17 protein-coding genes and 1 tRNA gene are annotated in these 18,506 nt (G+C 55.3%); 10 read left to right on the top strand and 8 right to left on the bottom strand.

Translation table 11 applies throughout. The features are described 5' to 3' along the window. Window positions 1–19: 19 nt before the first annotated feature. On the bottom strand, window positions 20–916 hold the full coding sequence (locus tag GRI36_RS10495) for a hydrogen peroxide-inducible genes activator (RefSeq protein WP_160598419.1): 897 nt from the start codon (window positions 914–916) through the stop codon (window positions 20–22). Further along, window positions 916–2,160 carry a ribonuclease D gene (gene rnd, locus GRI36_RS10490; RefSeq protein ID WP_160598418.1) on the bottom strand — a complete coding sequence of 415 codons (1,245 nt, stop codon included), beginning with the start codon at window positions 2,158–2,160 and terminating at the stop codon, window positions 916–918. Before rnd ends, GRI36_RS10495 begins: the two co-directional genes overlap by 1 nt. A 165-nt stretch (window positions 2,161–2,325) precedes the next feature. Between rnd and aspS the strand changes: the two genes are divergently transcribed. After that, window positions 2,326–4,113 carry an aspartate--tRNA ligase gene (gene aspS / locus GRI36_RS10485; RefSeq protein ID WP_160598417.1) on the top strand — a complete coding sequence of 596 codons (1,788 nt, stop codon included), beginning with the start codon at window positions 2,326–2,328 and terminating at the stop codon, window positions 4,111–4,113. A 62-nt stretch (window positions 4,114–4,175) separates the two neighbouring features. Here the strand turns inward: aspS and GRI36_RS10480 are convergent, their stop codons facing one another. Next, complete coding sequence (locus GRI36_RS10480; RefSeq protein ID WP_235902221.1) at window positions 4,176–4,610, bottom strand: PA2169 family four-helix-bundle protein; 435 nt, start codon at window positions 4,608–4,610, stop codon at window positions 4,176–4,178. A gap of 284 nt (window positions 4,611–4,894) precedes the next feature. On the opposite strand from GRI36_RS10480, the gene GRI36_RS10475 reads away from it, so the two are divergent. From GRI36_RS10475 to GRI36_RS10450, 6 genes are all read left to right on the top strand, one after another. After that, the gene (locus GRI36_RS10475; RefSeq protein ID WP_160598416.1) at window positions 4,895–5,131 is read left to right on the top strand and encodes an acyl carrier protein; all 237 of its coding nucleotides are present in this window, start codon (window positions 4,895–4,897) and stop codon (window positions 5,129–5,131) included. 110 nt (window positions 5,132–5,241) lie between these two features. Then, window positions 5,242–6,501 (top strand): beta-ketoacyl-ACP synthase II, encoded by a 1,260-nt coding sequence (fabF, locus tag GRI36_RS10470; protein ID WP_160598415.1) that lies wholly within the window; start codon window positions 5,242–5,244, stop codon window positions 6,499–6,501. Further along, entirely contained in the window at window positions 6,501–7,475 is a 975-nt protein-coding gene (gene mltG / locus GRI36_RS10465) for an endolytic transglycosylase MltG (protein WP_160598414.1), read from the top strand. Before fabF ends, mltG begins: the two co-directional genes overlap by 1 nt. After that, the gene (locus GRI36_RS10460; protein WP_160598413.1) at window positions 7,472–8,002 is read left to right on the top strand and encodes a 2'-5' RNA ligase family protein; all 531 of its coding nucleotides are present in this window, start codon (window positions 7,472–7,474) and stop codon (window positions 8,000–8,002) included. The genes mltG and GRI36_RS10460 overlap by 4 nt, the downstream gene beginning before the upstream one ends. A gap of 111 nt (window positions 8,003–8,113) precedes the next feature. Next, window positions 8,114–8,190: transfer RNA gene (locus GRI36_RS10455), tRNA-Met, on the top strand. A 146-nt stretch (window positions 8,191–8,336) separates the two neighbouring features. Next, window positions 8,337–9,071, top strand: a complete 735-nt coding sequence (locus GRI36_RS10450; protein WP_160598412.1) for a hypothetical protein — start codon at window positions 8,337–8,339, stop codon at window positions 9,069–9,071. A gap of 296 nt (window positions 9,072–9,367) precedes the next feature. On the opposite strand, the gene GRI36_RS10445 is transcribed toward GRI36_RS10450, so the two are convergent. Next, entirely contained in the window at window positions 9,368–9,838 is a 471-nt protein-coding gene (locus tag GRI36_RS10445; protein ID WP_160598411.1) for a hypothetical protein, read from the bottom strand. 295 nt (window positions 9,839–10,133) lie between these two features. Between GRI36_RS10445 and GRI36_RS13890 the strand changes: the two genes are divergently transcribed. The 3 genes from GRI36_RS13890 (at window position 10,134) to GRI36_RS10430 (ending at window position 13,787) form a co-directional block, all read left to right on the top strand. Next, window positions 10,134–10,397, top strand: a complete 264-nt coding sequence (locus tag GRI36_RS13890) for a DUF411 domain-containing protein (protein WP_160598410.1) — start codon at window positions 10,134–10,136, stop codon at window positions 10,395–10,397. Between the two features lie 298 nt (window positions 10,398–10,695). Continuing rightward, window positions 10,696–11,757 (top strand): class I SAM-dependent methyltransferase, encoded by a 1,062-nt coding sequence (locus GRI36_RS10435; protein ID WP_160598409.1) that lies wholly within the window; start codon window positions 10,696–10,698, stop codon window positions 11,755–11,757. 647 nt (window positions 11,758–12,404) lie between these two features. Then, window positions 12,405–13,787: an MBL fold metallo-hydrolase RNA specificity domain-containing protein gene (locus GRI36_RS10430; protein WP_160598408.1), complete on the top strand. Its 1,383-nt coding sequence runs from the start codon at window positions 12,405–12,407 to the stop codon at window positions 13,785–13,787. A 16-nt stretch (window positions 13,788–13,803) separates the two neighbouring features. Here GRI36_RS10430 and hypE read toward each other — a convergent pair whose 3' ends face one another. The 4 genes from hypE to hypF are packed head-to-tail and all read right to left on the bottom strand — an operon-like array spanning window position 13,804 to window position 18,501. Further along, a complete protein-coding gene (gene hypE / locus GRI36_RS10425) occupies window positions 13,804–14,853 on the bottom strand; it encodes a hydrogenase expression/formation protein HypE (protein WP_160598407.1) in 1,050 nt (349 codons plus the stop codon). Further along, window positions 14,850–15,947 (bottom strand): hydrogenase formation protein HypD, encoded by a 1,098-nt coding sequence (gene hypD / locus GRI36_RS10420; RefSeq protein ID WP_160598406.1) that lies wholly within the window; start codon window positions 15,945–15,947, stop codon window positions 14,850–14,852. Before hypD ends, hypE begins: the two co-directional genes overlap by 4 nt. Next, window positions 15,944–16,183, bottom strand: coding sequence for a HypC/HybG/HupF family hydrogenase formation chaperone (locus GRI36_RS10415; protein ID WP_160598405.1), 240 nt, complete (start codon window positions 16,181–16,183; stop codon window positions 15,944–15,946). Before GRI36_RS10415 ends, hypD begins: the two co-directional genes overlap by 4 nt. Beyond that, window positions 16,183–18,501: a carbamoyltransferase HypF gene (gene hypF, locus GRI36_RS10410; protein WP_160598404.1), complete on the bottom strand. Its 2,319-nt coding sequence runs from the start codon at window positions 18,499–18,501 to the stop codon at window positions 16,183–16,185. Before hypF ends, GRI36_RS10415 begins: the two co-directional genes overlap by 1 nt. Between the last annotated feature and the right edge of the window lie 5 nt (window positions 18,502–18,506).

The raw sequence follows: 18,506 nt of genomic DNA, 5'->3' as shown, positions 1-18,506 counted from the left end.
GTCACTAACCGCCATTAGCCTAACCCGCCTTTAGCTCCTCTGCCAGCAGCCTGAATTCTTCCGATCTCGGTGAATTCTTGCGCCATACCAGAACGATCTCGCGGCTGGCATTCTTCTCCTTGAGCGGCCTTGCAATCACTTCGGTGCCTTTCAGTATTCCGGCGTCGATCGCCATTTGGGGAAGCATGGTCATGCCGAGACCATTGTCGACCATCTGGACAAGCGTGTGCAGACTTGTTCCAATCATCGTCGCGCTAGCGTTAAGGTCAGCGCGATTGCATGCGGCGAGAGCGTGTTCTTTCAGGCAGTGGCCATCTTCCAACAGCAGCAAATGCCCTTCATCAATCATGGAAGCCGGAATCGACTCGGGTGGATCGCGCGGCTCATCTTTCGGAAAGGCCACGAAAAGGCGATCATCTGCTATATGCTCAAATTCGATTTCACCCGTGGGAAAGGGGAGCGCGAGCAACACGCAATCGGCTCGACCGTGTTGAAGCGATTCCATCGCGTCTGCGCTGGTTTCTTCCCGAAGGAACAGTTTTAGCGAAGGGCGTTCTTTGCGCAAACGGGGTAGCATTTTGGGGAGCAGGAATGGCGCGATAGTGGGTATCACGCTCATCCGAAGCTCTCCTGATAGCGGTTTGCCCGATGCCTGAACCAGCTCACTGAGCTCTTCAGCTTCGCGCAGCAACCGATGCGCCTTGGCCACCACTTGCTCGCCCAAGGGCGTGAAGCGAACCACTCTGCGGCTGCGCTCAACAAGCGTAACTCCGAGCAAAGTTTCCAATTCGCGGATACCCGCAGACAGCGTCGACTGCGAAACAAAGCTTGCCTCAGCTGCGCGCCCGAAATGCCCACTTTCATGTAGGGCGACCAAATATTGAAGCTGCTTTATCGTAGGGAGATATGTGCTCACTAGGCAGCGGCTTCTTCTGCTTGGGACGAATCAGTGTCGGGATCGCCATCAGTTTGCTCGATAGGCTCTTCGACATGCATATCGTCGACATGACTCATCACCAACTTGCCGCGTTTAACTGCGAAACCGGTTTTTCCCTCCACTAATTCGAGTGCGTCCTTGCCGAACACATCGTAGCGCCAACCCTGCAAGATTGGCAGATCGCGAATGCCCGATGCGAGCGCTTCCAGCTCGTCCGACTTGGTCAGCAAACGGCTTGCAACGTCAATCTCTCGTGATCGAATTTTGAGCAGTAGTTTGAGTAAATCCGCCACCAGAGCACCTTCTTTTCCAAGCGGTGCGCCACGTTTGCTTTTGGTTGGCATCTCGTTGTGAGGTAACGGGGCTGCGTCCTCGAGAACTTTCATCATCCGCTTGCCAATATCGTTTTCGCGCCAAGCGTTCGACAGGCCGCGCACTTTGGCGAGATCAGCTTGCTTCTTGGGCGGATGGCTGGCGACGTCTGCGAGTGTTTCATCGCGCATGATCCTGCCGCGCGGAATATCTTTGTGCTGTGCCTCTTCCTCGCGCCATGCGGCCAGCGCTTTTAATCTGCCCAGCACTTGCGGATTGCGGCCGGCAGAGCGAATTCGCATCCAGGACTTGCTCGGATCGTTGCGATAATTATCCGGATCGGCGAGTTTTTCCATTTCCGCATTCAACCAGCCGCCACGGCCAGTTTTAATCAGTTTTTTCAGCATCATCGGAAAAATTTCGGACAGATGCGTCACATCTCCAATCGCATATTCAATCTGCCGGTCGGTTAACGGGCGGCGGCCCCAATCTGTGAAGCGTGCGCCCTTATCCACGGTGATGCCAAGCCAGCTCTCGCAGAGATTTGCGTACCCAATCTGTTCGCTTTGGCTGATTGCCATCATCGCAATTTGGGTGTCGAAGATCGGTTGGGGTGTTTTTCCGGTGAGGTTGTAGATAATTTCCACATCCTGACCGCCAGCGTGGAATATCTTCAGTACGTCCTCATTGTTGCACATCAAGTCCAACAGGCTGGTCATATCGATACCGGATGCCATGGGGTCGATTGCAGCAGCTTCTTCGTCATTGGCGATCTGCACCAGACACAATTCCGGCCAATAGGTGTTCTCGCGCATGAATTCCGTGTCAATTGTGACAAAATCGGATTTAGCAAGGCGCTCTACCAAATCATCAAGCGCTTCAGTTGTGGTAATCAAATCATGTATTTTCATGCGTACCGTTCTATATGCGGGCGGAGTACCGCCACTCGGGACCCGCAACCGGCATTCTGTCACCTTGACAAAACACCGCGGTTCCCCTGTTAGCCCGCCCATAGCTTAGAGCGAGAGCGCAGTTGCGCCTCTAGCGCCATAACGGCGAAATTGGAAAGATATTAGATGCACGCCTATCGTACCCACAACTGCGCAGCCCTTACGAAGGCAAATGTTGGTGAAACCGTCCGACTTTCGGGCTGGATTCACCGCAAACGCGACCATGGCGGCGTTTTGTTCGTCGATTTGCGCGACCATTATGGCCTGACCCAGATCGTTGCGGACGAAGATTCGCCCGCATTGCCGATCCTCGATGGCCTGCGCGTTGAGAGCGTCGTGACGATTGATGGCGAAGTGAAGGCACGGGCAGAAGGGACATCCAATTCGAATTTGCCAACTGGCGAGATTGAAGTGTTTGCGCGGTCGGTAACAATTCAGTCGAAAGCCAATGAGCTTCCACTGCCTGTCGCTGGAGAGCAGGAATACCCCGAGGAAATCCGCCTCAAATACCGGTTTATCGATTTGCGGCGCGAGCGGGTTCACAGCAATATCATGTTGCGCAATCAAGTAATCACATCGCTACGCGGTCGTATGACAGCGCAGGGTTTCACCGAATTCCAGACGCCAATTTTGGGCGCTTCAAGCCCAGAGGGCGCGCGCGACTATCTGGTCCCGAGCCGTCTGCACCCCGGCAGCTTTTATGCGCTTCCGCAAGCGCCGCAGATGTTCAAGCAATTGCTGATGGTTGCCGGTTTCGACCGGTATTTCCAAATCGCGCCTTGTTTCCGCGATGAAGATTTGCGTTCGGACCGTAGTCCTGAATTCTATCAGCTTGACCTTGAGATGAGCTTTGTGACTCAAGAGGATGTGTTCCAGGCTCTGGAGCCTGTTCTGGCAGGCGTGTTTGAAGAGTTTGCCGACGGTAAAACAGTTACTCCTGCAGGTGAATTCCCGCGCATCCCTTACAAGGAAGCGATTCTGAAATATGGCAGCGATAAACCCGATCTGCGCAACCCGCTTATAATCACTGACGTAACCAGCCACTTCGAGAAATCTGGCTTTGGGCTGTTTGAAAAGATTGTTGGCGGGGGCGGGGTGGTCCGCGTTGTTCCCGCGCCTAAGACCAATGAGAAGAGCAGGAAGTTCTTCGATGATATGAACAATTGGGCTCGCGGCGAAGGCTTTGCTGGCCTGGGCTATGTCACGCGCAAGGCCGGAGAATTCGGTGGCCCAATCGCCAAGAACCACGGTCCGGAGCTTATGGCGAAGCTTTATGATGAGCTTGGGCTTGGCGATGATGACGGATTGTTCTTTGCTGCGGGTAAAGAGAAAGAAGCGGCAAAGCTGGCTGGTGCCGCACGTACGCGCTGCGCCGAGGAACTGAGCCTGATCGAAGAGGGCTGCTTTAAATTCTGCTGGATCGTCGATTTCCCGATGTTCGAATATGATGAAGAGAACAAGAAGATCGATTTCAGTCACAACCCGTTTTCTATGCCGCAAGGTGAAATGGAAGCTCTGGAAACGCAGGACCCGCTCGACATCCTCGCATGGCAATATGACATCGTCTGCAACGGCTATGAACTCAGCTCGGGCGCGATCCGTAACCACAAGCCGGAGATCATGTATAAGGCGTTCGAAGTCGCCGGGTACGACAATGCAACCGTCGACAAGGAATTCGGCGGCATGATTGAAGCCTTCAAGCTGGGTGCCCCCCCGCATGGTGGCAGCGCACCGGGCATCGACCGGATCGTAATGCTGCTGGCCGATGAGCCGAACATTCGCGAAGTCATCGCATTCCCGCTTAACCAGAAGGCACAGGATCTTATGATGGGCGCGCCAAGCGCGGTCAGCAATCAGCAATTGCGCGATGTGCATATTCGTGTGGTTGAGCCAACTAAGCCTGCTTCTAGTTGACAAGAAAATGGGGTGCCAAGGCGAAAGCCTTGCACCCCATTCTCTAAGAGCATGAATAAGTCTTAGTCGTATTGCTCTTCAAGCTGGTTGGAGAGTCGCTCTCCAGCTTGGATTTCGGCAAAAGCTGACTGCACAATTTGCTTGCTTTGGGCATCGAAGTCGCAGTTCTTGAGGACGGTCTCGAACTTTTCAGCGATGTAATCTTCGCCTTCTTCTACACGCTCGACAGCGTTTTCATCGCCGTTCTCGAACAGGCCTGTGATTTCGGCCCACATCTGATGAGCGGATCCTGCCACTGTACCGTCAGCCTGATCACATCCGATGCGACCGAGTTCGGAGTTTAGTGAGGCCAAAGTCGCCTCACGCTTGTCAGCACATTGTGCGAGTGTCTGCTTAAGCTTCGGCGAAATAGCCTTCTCTGAAGCTTGGCGATAGCCTTTGACCGAATCAAAAGTCGTGTCGGCAAGGCTCTTGAGGGTCATTTGCTGGTTGGTCATAATTTTATCATTTGTAATTATTGAGTTACGGTCAGATAATGACTGAGTGATGTAATGGGTTCCCAGAAAAGCTTCCGCGCCCAAAGGGCAGCGCAGCGCTTTGTCCGGCGGAATGAAGAGGTAAGAAGCTGAGGGCAGCGCACCTTTCCGGTTCGGTGGAAGGTTTCATTGGCCTTGAAAAAAAGCCGAAGAGCATTCATTTAGCCTCGAAGGCCTTGCCAGCGCCGCCGCCGTTCATTAGGGCGAAAGCGAAGTTTTTAACCCCGAATTTTGAGAGGGAAAATATGAGCGATACTGCTGAACGCGTGCAGAAGATTGTTGTTGAGCATCTTGGTGTAGAAGCCGACAAGGTCAATCAGGAAGCAAGCTTCATTGATGATCTGGGCGCAGATAGCCTCGACATTGTTGAGTTGGTTATGGCGTTTGAAGAAGAATTCGGCGTAGAAATCCCTGATGATGCGGCCGAAAAGATCGCAACCGTTGGCGATGCTACGAAATATATCGAAGAGCATAAGGGCTGATAGCCGATCCCGCTGAGCTCGCTTGATGGCCTGTCCAGCAGGGCGGCTGGCGGGAAATAGACAGGCCCGACCCTTCGCTGGGCCGGGCCTGTTGTTTTTTGGAGAAGAGAATGCGTCGTGTTGTCGTAACCGGACTTGGTCTTGTCACCCCGCTGGGGGCAGATGTCGAAACCACTTGGGCAAATATCCTTGCCAGCAAGAGCGGCGCAGGGCCGATTACCCATTTTGATGCTTCAAACCAGAAATGCACAATCGCGTGCGAGGTGAAGCCAAAGGATCATGAATATGGATTCGATCCTGACAGGCGAGTAGATCACAAGGTCCAGCGCCAGGTCGATCCATTCATTGTGTTTGGGATTGATGCGGCTGGACAGGCGCTGGAAGATGCAGGTCTTGAGGATATGGATGAAGCCACAAGGTTTCGCGCTGGTTGCTCGATTGGCTCAGGCATAGGCGGTCTTCCCGGAATCGAAAGCGAATCGCTTGTTTTGCACGAGCGCGGCCCTGGCCGGGTCAGCCCTCACTTCGTGCACGGACGCCTGATCAATCTTATTTCGGGTCAAGTTTCGATCAAATACGGCCTGATGGGGCCAAACCACGCGGTGGTGACAGCATGTTCTACGGGCGCGCATTCCATCGGAGATGCAGCGCGGATGATCCGAGATGATGATGCGGACATTATGCTCGCTGGCGGCGCAGAGGCAACGATTTGCCCAATTGGAATTGCTGGTTTCGCGCAGGCGCGGGCACTCAACATGTCATTCAACGACCGTCCTGAACAAGCAAGCCGGCCCTATGACAGGGACCGAGACGGCTTTGTTATGGGCGAGGGCGCTGGTGTGGTCGTGCTGGAAGAATACGAGCACGCCAAGGCGCGCGGCGCGAATATCTACGCCGAGGTGGTCGGATATGGCCTGTCAGGCGATGCCTATCATGTCACTGCGCCTCATCCAGAAGGTTCGGGCGCATACCGGTCGATGGAAATGGCCTTGAAGAAAGCGGGAATGACGCCCGCAGATATCGATTACATCAATGCCCACGGAACCTCGACCATGGCAGATACAATCGAGCTTGGTTCGGTTAAGCGATTGTTTGGCGATGAAATTTCTAATGTATCGATGAGCTCGACCAAATCTGCCATCGGGCATTTGCTCGGTGGTGCTGGAGCGGTCGAGGCGATATTCTGCATTCTGGCGTTGCGCGATCAAATTGCTCCTCCAACGCTCAATCTCGACAATCCCGATGAAGGTACGGAAGGTGTCGATCTGGTGCCGCATGTTGCGAAGAAACGCGAAATCCGCGCGGTTCTCAACAACAGTTTCGGGTTTGGGGGGACCAATGCAAGCCTGGTGATGAAGAAGGCTGACTGATGAAGTTAAAGGCGGGCCAGATTGCTGCAACGCTGTTGCTTGTGCTCGCGCTGGGCACCGTCGGCTGGTTCGCGAGCGGATGGTATGGCTCGGCGAATATCAGTGACGACACGCCTTTCGTCGTTACCTCAGGTTCGACATTAACTTCAGTTGCTAGGGATCTGGAAGAAAAGAAAATTATTGATTCTTCTGATGGGTTTCTTCTGCGCGCGAAACTATTGGGCGGTGACGCTCCTATCCAAGCTGGCGAATTTAGTTTGACTGCGGGAATGAGCCCGTCCGAGATTCTGCATGCCTTCCAATCGGGCGATGTTATCAGACGTTTTGTGACCATCCCTGAAGGAATGCCCTCGATACTAGTCTACGAAAGGCTGATGGCAGAGCCGCTGCTGACCGGGGAGATACCTGTGCCGGTCGAGGGTTCTGTATTGCCTGACACCTACGATTTCGAACGAGGCGAGAGCCGGACAAAATTGTTGGCACGAATGCAGGTCGCGATGCGTAATTATTTGGCTGAAGCATGGCCAAAACGTAAACCGGACATTGCAGTCGAGTCGATCGAGGAGGCCATAATTCTGGCCTCTATCGTCGAGAAGGAAACCGGCATCGCTTCCGAAAGGAGGATGGTGGCTGGTTTGTATTCTAACCGGGTCAAGGATGGAATGCTGCTGCAGGCTGACCCTACGATCATTTATCCGATGACCAGAGGTAAGCCATTAGGGCGCCAGATCCGCAAATCTGAAATTGCTGCGATCAATGATTACAATACATATTCGATGATCGGATTGCCGAAAGGGCCGATTACCAATCCTGGCCGCGATTCCATCGCTGCGGTGCTCGATCCAGAGAAAACCGATGCTCGATACATGGTTGCTGACGGGACTGGCGGGCACGATTTCAACAAAGATTATGCGGGACATCAGGCCGCAGTCGACAAATGGTATGCGATCCGTGAGGCTCGCGGCGAACGGTGAATTCGCAAAGCCGAGATGCCCCCTTTATCATCACAGCCGAATTGCCGGCTGATCTTGCCAAATGGGCTACGTCGCTACGAACGGCGCACTTCCCTGCCGAGCGCAATTACCTAAAGGCCCATGTGACCCTGTTCCATGCTTTGCCACCATCCTGCGAAGGAGAGATCAAGACGGCGCTTTCGGCGATGGCAGCCGCCAATTCTCCGGTACCGGGCCGTCTGGAGGGCATAATGCCATTGGGACGAGGGACGGCCCTACGGCTTTCGAGCCCCACGATGATCGATATCTGGCGAGAGCTTGCCGACCGCTTCCATGGCTTGCTGACGCCTCAGGACGAACATCGACCTCGTTTGCATGTGACAATTCAGAATAAAGTCAGCCCTGCTGAATCCAAGTTCCTCCAAGCCGAGTTGTCTCCACTATTTGAGGTACGGGACTTCCGTTTTGCTGGCCTGTCCTTGCATATTTATCGAGGCGGGCCCTGGGAATTTGTGCGGACATACCAGTTTCGCGGTTCGTCGAAGTGAAATTCTAATTAAATCGCGCTTCTTTTGCTGTTGACCGGCAAGCGAGCTAGCCCTAAGTGCGCCGCCTGCGCAGGCAAATCGCCGTGCATCCTCCTCGGAGGTGCCCATTGGGGCGGAGTAGCTCAGCTGGTTAGAGCAGCGGAATCATAATCCGCGTGTCGGGGGTTCGAGTCCCTCCTCCGCTACCACTTGGCTACAAATGGCAACCACATATTCTCATCCGAATACGAAATATCAGACCGCTGATTGATATTGGCTAGCAGCATGTAAGCAACATTTGATTTTCAGGCGTAAAACTGGCTATCGTTTCGGCCGATGCCGGAGTGAGGAGGTTATGTTGAGCACATTTTCTGTTAAAATTGCGGCAATGCTATTGCTGCTACCCGCGAGCGTCTTGGCTCAGGAGCGTGCGCAAATTGATAAGCTGACTGGGGCTGAGAGCGCCTATATACAGTGTTTAGATTCTGCAGCAGGGGAGCAAATTCCAGTGGAGAGCCCTCTGGCTGAAAAGCTAGAGGCAATTCTTGGATCATGTTCTGAATTAAGGCAAAGCTGGTATGATAGTTGGACTGACGTCACGCAGTCACAATTTGAGGAGGCGGCAAAGAAAAAGGGTGCAGATGATTTTGATCTCATAATCGCCGCAACGATTGCCGATCAATATTTAGCTTATCAATTTGGATTTGCCCATTCCAATCTTAAATTTTCAGTTGCCCATGCTCTTTTCAAAGCAAGCGAAAACGGAGCTTCGCAAGAAGATGTAGGAGCACTCCAGCAGCGAATGAAGGTCTGGAGGGATTGTGCAGTTGGCACTATAGCGAACGCTCCAGACTTTGTTTCCGCGCTAGCCGGTGATGATCAAAATATTCGTCCAAAGATCAATTGGGCCGTTCGTCAATGCTCGGAAAAAGAGCAAGATTTGAAACAGGCGATCAGAACGTTTGTAGCTGGCCAGTATCCCAACAGTACCAACCAAGATACGACCACCTTTGCAGACGTCGTTCATGAGAAAAATGTCGCCACAGTAAAGGCTGATATTGCACGAGCACTGGCCCAGTCGAGTGGGTAGAAAATGACAATCGACCATCGGACTATGGGGGAAGCCGAGCCTCTGCCAAAAGGCAATACTACCTACCCGTTGGAATCATAATCCGCGTGTCGGGGGTTCGAGTCCCTCCTCCGCTACCAAATGTTTATTCTAACCAGAATGAGGCACGCGAATTCGGCGCTGTTTCGGCATTCTGGTTCAGGGAAGCTGGTCAATCTACCCTTTGGAAAATTCGGTATACGCTAGGCGGCTAAGGATTGTCACAAAAGCGCTGAGGGGCAAAGGAAAGTCCGCCCCTCTCGCGCAAAATTGAGTTTCTAATCGTCAGAATTCATCTTGATTTCACGAAGGACATAAGTCCCCTTGATTTCTCGGATGTTGTTATAGAGTTCTCGGACCGTCTTATTGCTGCTTTCCATATTGGCATTGCCCCAAGCTTGCATGAACTGATCATACTTTGCTTTGCTGGGGTCCAATTCGGCCATATTGGGGTAATTAACACGCAGGACCAAGTTTACTTCGTTGCTGCCAAACGGAACGACGTATATTCCATAGTCGGTAATCTGACCAAGCTCTTTGGCAATCTCATTGGCCTTAACCCAAGTCCCCTTGAGGCCCTCGAGGTAAAAACCGAGTTGTCCCTCATCCACTTTGACATAAGTTAGTTCAACCACAGTCTCTTGAGGGGTATAATCAGCCCAAGGCTGCATTTGTGCCAATGCTGGTGTGCTCAATGCAAGCGAAGCTGTTCCTGCTGCAACGGAAATTAACTTCAAGATGCTCTTCATAATAATATCCTCAGTTCAGAAGCGACCCTGATCTGCGGAAATGAGCGACCTGTTTTTAATTTTCAGTCCCGATCCATTATTGGCATCAATTGGAAGCGAGAGTCAAATTCCGGAAATGAACGCCGCAGTGAAACTTTTGCTGGGCATCCTTTTTCGAAGCATCCTACCGACCATCCAAGTTACTCTTCAATTCCCTTGAGTACGCAGAAACTTTGCTGGCAGGGTGAATAACCAAACTATCTCAATAACTGCGCGATGCAGGCATTGTCGGCTCATCACGCATGGCGTTGGTTGCGTGTCACCAGCCGCTGAGTCTGCCGCGTATATAAGGAATAGAAATGCGAATTGCGGTTGCTGCCTTGCATGGCTTGACTATTTGGAAGGTGGGTTACCAATTTCCGCAGTTGCAGAAGACGCTGTCCATATGTCGGCTGTGAAAGAGTGGCTTGGTGTTCCTGAACAACTAGGTTTTTGTCATAAAATCGCGATTGAAGGATATTTGATTGAGCGTCACGTTCCTGCTGAAGCTATCGCTAAATTGCTCAAGGAGCGCCCCTAAGGCTTAGCTGGCATAGCAGTGCCGGGAATGCCAATTGGTTCATCCGGAATCGAACACGGCAGTCGGATCGATCCATTTCAGGTGATTGCCTTTCGTCTTAAGCGCTCTGCAGTGTTTTTCAGTTACTCTTAGTTGCTCGTGTCAAATCACAATCCGCGTGTCTGGGCTCGAGTCCTTCCTGCGCTAACAACTTTTCTTATTCTTTACAGGTCGCTCGGCTGCGTTTTCGTTATTCGCTGTCTCATGCGCGGCAAGCGTGCTACCTCTCTGTCGGGTCGCTGACGGGGAGTTGGCGAAGATGGTAGAGAATATTGACCAAGCGAAGTTAGAGGCACTTGCGGGTAAGGTGATTGGCGATGTTGCCGGTTCCTTGAGCCTTTTGATGGCGTTTATCGGCGATCAAGCTGGGGTGTATGAAGCGCTTGATGGTGCAGGCGCTTTGACCGCAGACGAACTGAGTCAGAAAACAGGGCTGAATGCCAAGTACCTTCTGCAATGGCTCGGTTCGAATGCGGCCGCTGGCTATGTTACCTACCACCCTGTTGAGGAGCGATTTTCGCTTACTCCAGAGCAGGCGCTGATCTTCACACGAGAAGGGCAGCCTGCATGCATGCAGGGCTTCTTCCAAGCCGTGGTTTCACAATTCGAGACACAGGATAAGGCGGTCGAGACGTTCAAGTCCGGTTCGGGACGTCCTTGGGGCGAACACAGCGATTGTTGCTTCTGCGGAACAGACCGCTTTTTCCGGCCTGGGTATGCTGCGAACCTCATCGATAGTTGGATACCTGCCCTCAACGGGGTGGAGGACAAGCTCAAGGCCGGCGCAAAGGTTGCTGACATTGGATGCGGTCATGGATCTTCGACAATCCTGTTGGCAAAGGCCTTTCCACATTCAACGATCATTGGGATAGATTTCCACGCACCATCGATTGATGAGGCGCGCGCAAAGGCCCGCAAGGAAGGGGTCAGCAATGTAGAATTCGTAGTTGCAAAGGCGCAGGATTTTGAAGTCGGCGGCTTTGATCTAGCCTGCATATTTGATGCATTGCACGACATGGGCGATCCTGTGGGGGCCGCAGCACATATCCGGCAATCGTTGAACGCGAAGGGCACTTTCATGCTTGTTGAGCCGCTTGCCGGCGACACCATGAGCGAGAATATGCATGCGCTGGGCCAGATATACTATGCATTTTCTACGACCATTTGCACCCCAACTTCTTTGGCACAGGAGGTGGGTTTGGGCTTGGGCGCTCAGGCTGGACAAAAGCGCTTGACTGAAGTGCTCGAGCAAGCTGGATTCGCCAATGTCAGGCGAGCTGCAGAAACACCGACCAATATGGTCCTTGAGGTTACTGGTTAACGTTCGCGTTGAAGTCATAGTTCGCGTGTCGGGGGGCGAGTTCGTCCTCCGCTATAGAGATTTCAGATACGGTAGATCAGTAATCTTGTTCGCGATTTTGGTTTCAAGAGGACGCAGACTTAGCCCTTGTTTATTATTGGTGCGCGCCTTCTCTCTGGCGATGCTCGCTCGATAATTTTGGCGCGCCTGCGATAAATCGCCCTCCGCCTTGTTTTCTTGCAAGTGATATCGTCACACGAACTAGCGCAAGGTTCGAACCAACCTGGGGCGTTAACGGCAGGCCGTATCCGGCGCTGGCTTCGGATTCGAGAAGTGCTGGCTGATAACCGGCCGCCCCCTGATTACTGGAGCGTCTTGCTATAAATTCCCCGTTATTTTGCCTTAGTAGAAAACCGTTGCGCTGTAACCATGGCGGATGCCCTAGAACTAAGTATAATTCCGGGTTTTGCCCCCCTGACTCGACCGCGATGACGATAGCGTGACCTGTTTCAGAACCAATCTGAATCGTTGGGCATCGCACAGCTATCGTTCATGCTGCGACGGTGGCTCAAGGCGGGATAGAATGATGGTAGGGATTCAAATCGGTCCGGTGCTGCTTGGTTAAATGAAGCAATTGCGTTGGGCGGAGTAATAGGGAGGGGACGCTATTGCAGCCTGCAGACTCGCCATCGCTCAGCTTTCTCGGCGCGACAGGGACAGTGACGGGTTCGCGCTACTTGATTGAAGTCGCGGAACGAAGAATACTGGTCGACTGCGGGCTTTTCCAAGGCTTCAAGCAACTGCGGCTGCGGAACTGGAACCCGTTCCCTGTTCCGCCAGAAACTATTTCAGACGTCCTCCTGACTCATGCGCATATCGATCACTCAGGATATTTGCCCGGTCTGGTCAAGCGCGGGTTTCACGGTGCGATCCATGCTACCCCGTCGACTCTGGAGCTATGCGAGCTCTTGTTGCCGGACAGCGGCCACTTGCAGGAGGAAGAGGCTCGCTATGCCCGCCGCAAGGCCTATTCCAAGCACCGCGAGCCATTGCCGCTTTATACAGTGGAGGATGCCGTCACCGCGCTCGACCGGTTCGAACCTGCCCCTTTTGACGAGGCAATTCATCTTGGGGATGAGATATCCGCACGGTTCGTACCAGCAGGCCATCTTCTTGGTGCAGCCTCGGTGCGGCTAACGATCGGAGGGCGGACGATCCATTTCAGCGGCGACCTTGGGCGGGCCGAGGATCCGATCATTCGCGATGCCACGCCCTTCGCGGGTGCCGATATCCTTGTCGTCGAGTCCACATATGGCAATCGCAGGCACCCCGACAGCGATCCTGAAGCGGAAATGGCAGACGTCATCAATCGCGTCATCGGGAGAGGTGGAACCATCCTCGTCCCCGCCTTTGCCGTCGGCCGCATTCAGGGCGTTATGCTGCTGATCTCCCGGCTTAAGGCGAGTGGCACTATCCCTGACGTGCCGGTCTATCTCAACACGCCGATGGGTGTGAACGCGACGGCGATTTACAGTCGTCATCACTATGAACACAGGATCAGCCGCGAGGAATGCAAAGCGATGTTCGAGCTGGCGATACGCGTCCGAAGCGTGGAAGAATCTATCGCGCTGAATGAAAATACCGAGCCAAAGATCATCATCTCGGCGAGCGGCATGTTGTCCGGCGGGAGGATCCTACATCACGTTATCAATTTTGGTGATGATGCGAGAAACGCCATTGTTCTGTCCGGCTTCCAGGCTGGCGGTACGCGCGGCGCGGCGCTGGTGCAGGGTGCGCGCACTCTCAGGATTTTCGGAGAGGATCGACCGATCCGCGCCGAGGTCATCCAGTTGGAAGGGCTGTCTGGGCATGCTGATGCCGATGAACTGCTTGGCTGGATGGGCAAGGCGCGCCCACCCCGGATGACCTATGTGACACATGGAGAGCCTGAGGCCGCCGATGCGCTGCGTTTCCGGATCGAACATGAACTGGGTTGGGACGTGCGTGTGCCCGAGCACCTCGAGCGCATCGATATCGCCAATCCGAAGTGAGATCGCCCTTTGTGCTTCAGCAGATGCGCGGCAGTTGTTCACCGGTTTGCAGGTCAAGAGCACGAGTCCTGCCGATTGTCCTTATCTTCGCATCTGTGCTTCCATCCCGTTCGCCCACCATCCCGATGATCGCAGCGGCATCGTCGTGTCGTTGCAGAATGGAGAGGGCCCGCTCAGCATCACCTCCAGCTACGATTGCCGTAAACCGGCCTTCATTGGCTACGTAGAGCGGATCGATACCGAGGATTTCGCAGGCACCGCGCACTGGACCCGAAACGGGGATCTTCGTCTGCTCGATTGCGATCGTAACATCGGCGCAGCGCGCGATTTCGATCAGCGCAGTCGCCAGCCCGCCGCGCGTGCAATCGCGCAAGCAATGCAATTCGATGCCGCCATCGATGAGCGCCGAGACAGGCCCGAAAAGCGGGGCGCAGTCGCTTTCGATCGGGGGCTCGAACCCGAGGCTTTCGCGTGCGGCCATCACCGCCATGCCATGGCGGCCGATATCCCCGCTAACGATGACAGCGTCCCCGACGCGTACTTCTTGCGGGCGGATCAGCGCGCGCGAGCCAATTTCGCCGATGCCCGACGTGGCAATGTAGACGCCGTCGGCCTTGCCGCGCTCGACGACCTTGGTGTCGCCTGCGACGATGCGTACGCCCGCTCGGGAAGCCGCATCTCTCATCGTTTCGACAATCCGGTTCAGGTCAGTCACGGCGAAGCCCTCTTCAATCACGAAAGCCGCGCTTATTGCCAGCGCGCGAGCGCCGCTCATGGCTAGATCGTTGACGGTGCCGAAGATCGCCAGCGACCCAATATTGCCGCCGGGAAAGAACAGGGGCTGCACCACATAGGCATCGGTCGTAAAAGCCAGCTCGAATTCCGAGCGGCCGATCGCGGCTGAATCGCACGTCAAATCCTCATCGGAGACAGCGAAGGCGGGCCTGAACACCGTGTCGATCAAACGCTGAGTGAGCTTGCCGCCACCTCCGTGACCGATCTCGATGCGCTCTGCGGAATGAACCGGAACCGGACAGGAACCATGGCTGCCGGGTCGGGACATCATGCGGCCCCCGATACCCTGCGATAGCGATAATAAGCCGCGCACGCGCCTTCGGAGGATACCATGGTGGCCCCCAGCGGGTGCTCGAGCGTGCAAAGATTGCCGAACATCGGACAGTCATCAGGCTTGCAAACACCCCTCAGGACTTCGCCGCTGATGCAAGCAGTCTCACGCTCGGGTGATACGTGGACCTCGGTAAAACGATTGAGCGCATCAAACAGGGCGAAGCGGGATCGCAAGGCGAGGCCGCTGTCTTCGATCCAACCAATGCCGCGCCATGCTTGCCCCTGTACCTTAAATACCTGTTCCACCGCCGCCTGTGCGTACCGGTTCCCGGTATGGCGGACGGCTCGCCGGTACTGGTTTTCTACGTCGGCGCGATTTTCCTCCAGCTGCCGCACGCAGAGCAGGATGCCCTGAAGAATATCCAGCGGTTCAAAGCCCGTTACTACAATCGGGATACCGAAACGCTGGGGGATCGCGTGATAATCGCGATATCCGGACACGGCGCACACATGGCCTGCGGCGAGAAATCCTTGGACCTTATTGGTCGGATCAGCGAGCAATTGCCGCATTGCCGGCGGCACCAAGACATGGCTCGAAAGAAGCGAGAAATTGGTGAGGCCATCCCGCTCGGCGTGGAGGACAGCCATCGCGGAGGTGGGCGCGGTCGTCTCGAAGCCGATAGCGAGAAACACGATCTCGCGCGTGGGGTTCTCGCGAGCCAGCGTCACTGCGTCGAGCGGTGAATAGACCATACGCACATCGGCTCCGCCGGTGCGCGCTGTTAGCAGACTCTGTTCATGCCCCGGGACGCGCAGCATGTCGCCGAACGAGCAGAGGATCACTTCCGGTTGCGACGCAAGGGTGCAGGCGGCGTCGATAATTCCAGCGGGAGTGACACAGACTGGGCATCCGGGCCCATGAAGCAGTGAAATCGTGTCGGGGAGCATGTGATCAATTCCGTAGCGAACGATCGCATGTGTCTGCCCGCCACATATCTCCATAATCGTCCAAGGACGGGTGACAGTCGCAGCGATTGCCTCCGCCACGCTGCGCGCGCCATCGGGATCGCGGAATTCGTCGACGAACCTCACGAACCAGTCTCCGGCGGCATCGCTTCGAGCATGGCCAGCGTGCGCGCCGCTTCTTCCAGGTCGAGTCTGGCAATCGCAAACCCGGCATGGACGATGACGAAATCGCCGATGGTCGCGTCCGGTACCAAGGCAAGCGAAATGCGCTTCGTCACGCCAGCGAAGGCCACGCTCCCCTCGCGCGTCAACGGATCGCCACCGCTGACAGTTAAGACTTCACCGGGGATTGCGAGGCACATCAGCCTTCCTCCTGCGTCAGGGGAGATGCGGCGAAAGCGGCTTGGCCGACAGCAAGCCCTCCGTCGTTGCACGGGATTTTGCGGTGCATGAAGGGCTCGAAGCCAGCTTCGCGTAGGTCCTTGGCGACCAACCCGCAAAGCAGTGCGTTCTGAAAGCATCCGCCGGTCAAAACAACTTTGCTGATGCCGGCTCGCCGCGCGACGAGACACGCTGCCTTACTCAGCCAGACGTGAAAACCTCCAGCAAGTTCATCGGTGCTGACACCCTGCAGCGCGGACTCGCAGAGAGTTTCCAGCATCGGTCGCCAGTCTATCTGTTCGGACCCGTTCATTTGGCTCAAGATGGGCGCCGGTAATGCAGTAGGGTTGCGCAAGCAACCAGCCGCGAACTCAACCGCTAACGCCGCCTCTCCCTCGAAGCTGACTATTTGGCGCAAGCCGAGAACCGAAGCGACGATATCAAACAGCCGACCCATGCTTGAGGTCAGCGGTGCATTGATCTTGCGTGTCATTGCAGTTCGCAGGATGGCGCGCTCGGAATGTGAGAAGGACGCGACCGCCGGAATGTCTTCACGTTTCCAGAGCGCATCACCATAACATTGTGACAGCGCGCCTATGGCGGCGCGTCGCGGCTCGCGTATCGCGCTGTCCCCTCCGGGCAGCGGGAAATTGCGAATGTGTGCGATGCGGCGCCATCGGCTGTCGTCGACAAGCAGGAATTCGCCCCCCCAAATGGTCCCATCGCCGCCATCGCCGCTACCGTCCCAGGCCATCCCGAGGACGGGACCCGTGAGCCCATGCTCGGCCATCGCAGCAAGGACGTGCGCCAGATGGTGCTGGACTTTCTGCGCGGGCCCGCCTGCGGCCTCGGCAAACGCAGTCGAGTAGTATCCTGAATGACCGTCATAGGCGATGCGGCAAGGCTTTACGCCGTGCAGGTTTCCGAACCGTTCCACAGAGCAATCAAACAGAATACGTGTTTCCGCGCTATCGAGGTCGCCAATGTGCGGCCCAAGAACAATCTTTTCGCCAACTCCAAGCGCCAGACTGTTCTTGAGGTGACCGCCCAAGGCTACGACCGGTAGGTTCTTTACGTTACCTTTTAGCACCACTGGTGCATGGCCGCGCGCGCAACGCAGGATCGCATTCCCACCATCGATCACGCGCACGATCGAATCGTCCACTCGATTCAGGATCGGGCGGTCATGGGTCAGGATCAGATCGGCGATACCGGAAAGGCGGGCAAGCGCTTCTTCATCGTCCGCTGCAAGAGGTTCTGAGGTCCCGTTGCCGCTGGTGCAGACAATCGGAAAGCCAAGGGCCTGCAACAATATATGGTGGAGTGGGGTGGTCGGCAGCATTACCCCTATCAGAGGGTTTTCGGGTGCGATATTCTCAGCGAGGTCGACCTGCCCATGGCGCAGCCGCTTAATCAGGACGATCGGTCCGACCGCCGAGCGAAGCAATGCCTCCTCGGCCCGCGTTACCTCTGCAATCTCCCGAACATGCTCCAACGCCGACACCATCACCGCGAATGGCTTGGCCGGCCGGCGCTTGCGGGCGCGAAGCGTCGCAACCGCCTCGACACAACGGGCATCAACCAGCAATTGAAAGCCGCCGAGCCCTTTAATGGCGACAATGCTGCCCTGCCGGATGGCGGTAACGGCCTTGTCGAATGCTTCACTAGGCGAGTCCGTGATAGACCCTTCCATGTCGAGAAGTGCTAGCTGCGGTCCGCATTTTGGGCAGGCGTTGGTCTCCGCATGAAACCGGCGGGAGTCTGGGTCGCTGTATTCACTTGCGCAGGTCGAACACATGGGGAAATGCCGCATTACTGTCCGCTCGCGATCGTACGGCAGTCCCTCAATGATGCTGTATCGCGGGCCGCAATGCATGCAGCTGGTGAAGGGATAGCGATACCGGCGATTGCCAGAGTCACAGATCTCGGCCTGGCAGGCATCGCAAACTACAAGGTCCGGCAGGATCGGTCCGCAAGCTTCGTCTCCGGCTACCGAAGCCAGGCAGTGAAAGCCTGCTGCACCCCGTGGATCGAGCTCCCGGGTCGCGACCGTCTCGATGACTGCGGGTGCGATCGCCTCGGCGTTGAGGCGGGCGACAAAGCGTTCAATTGCGCGGTATTCGCCTTCGACTTCGATCGCTACACCGCCAAGCGTGTTGCGCACCCATCCGGCAAGCCCTTCATCATTGGCCAATCGATAGACGAAAGGTCGGAATCCCACACCCTGAACGCAGCCGCTGATGGTCAGCGCAAGCCGGGAAATTGGTGAAAGTATGTCGGGGCGAGGGTGATGAAGCATCTGGG

Source organism: Pontixanthobacter gangjinensis, assembly GCF_009827545.1.
Taxonomy (GTDB): Bacteria; Pseudomonadota; Alphaproteobacteria; order Sphingomonadales; family Sphingomonadaceae; genus Pontixanthobacter; species Pontixanthobacter gangjinensis.
Note: the sequence above shows the minus strand (reverse complement) of the source record. Positions and strands in the feature narration are given on the sequence as shown.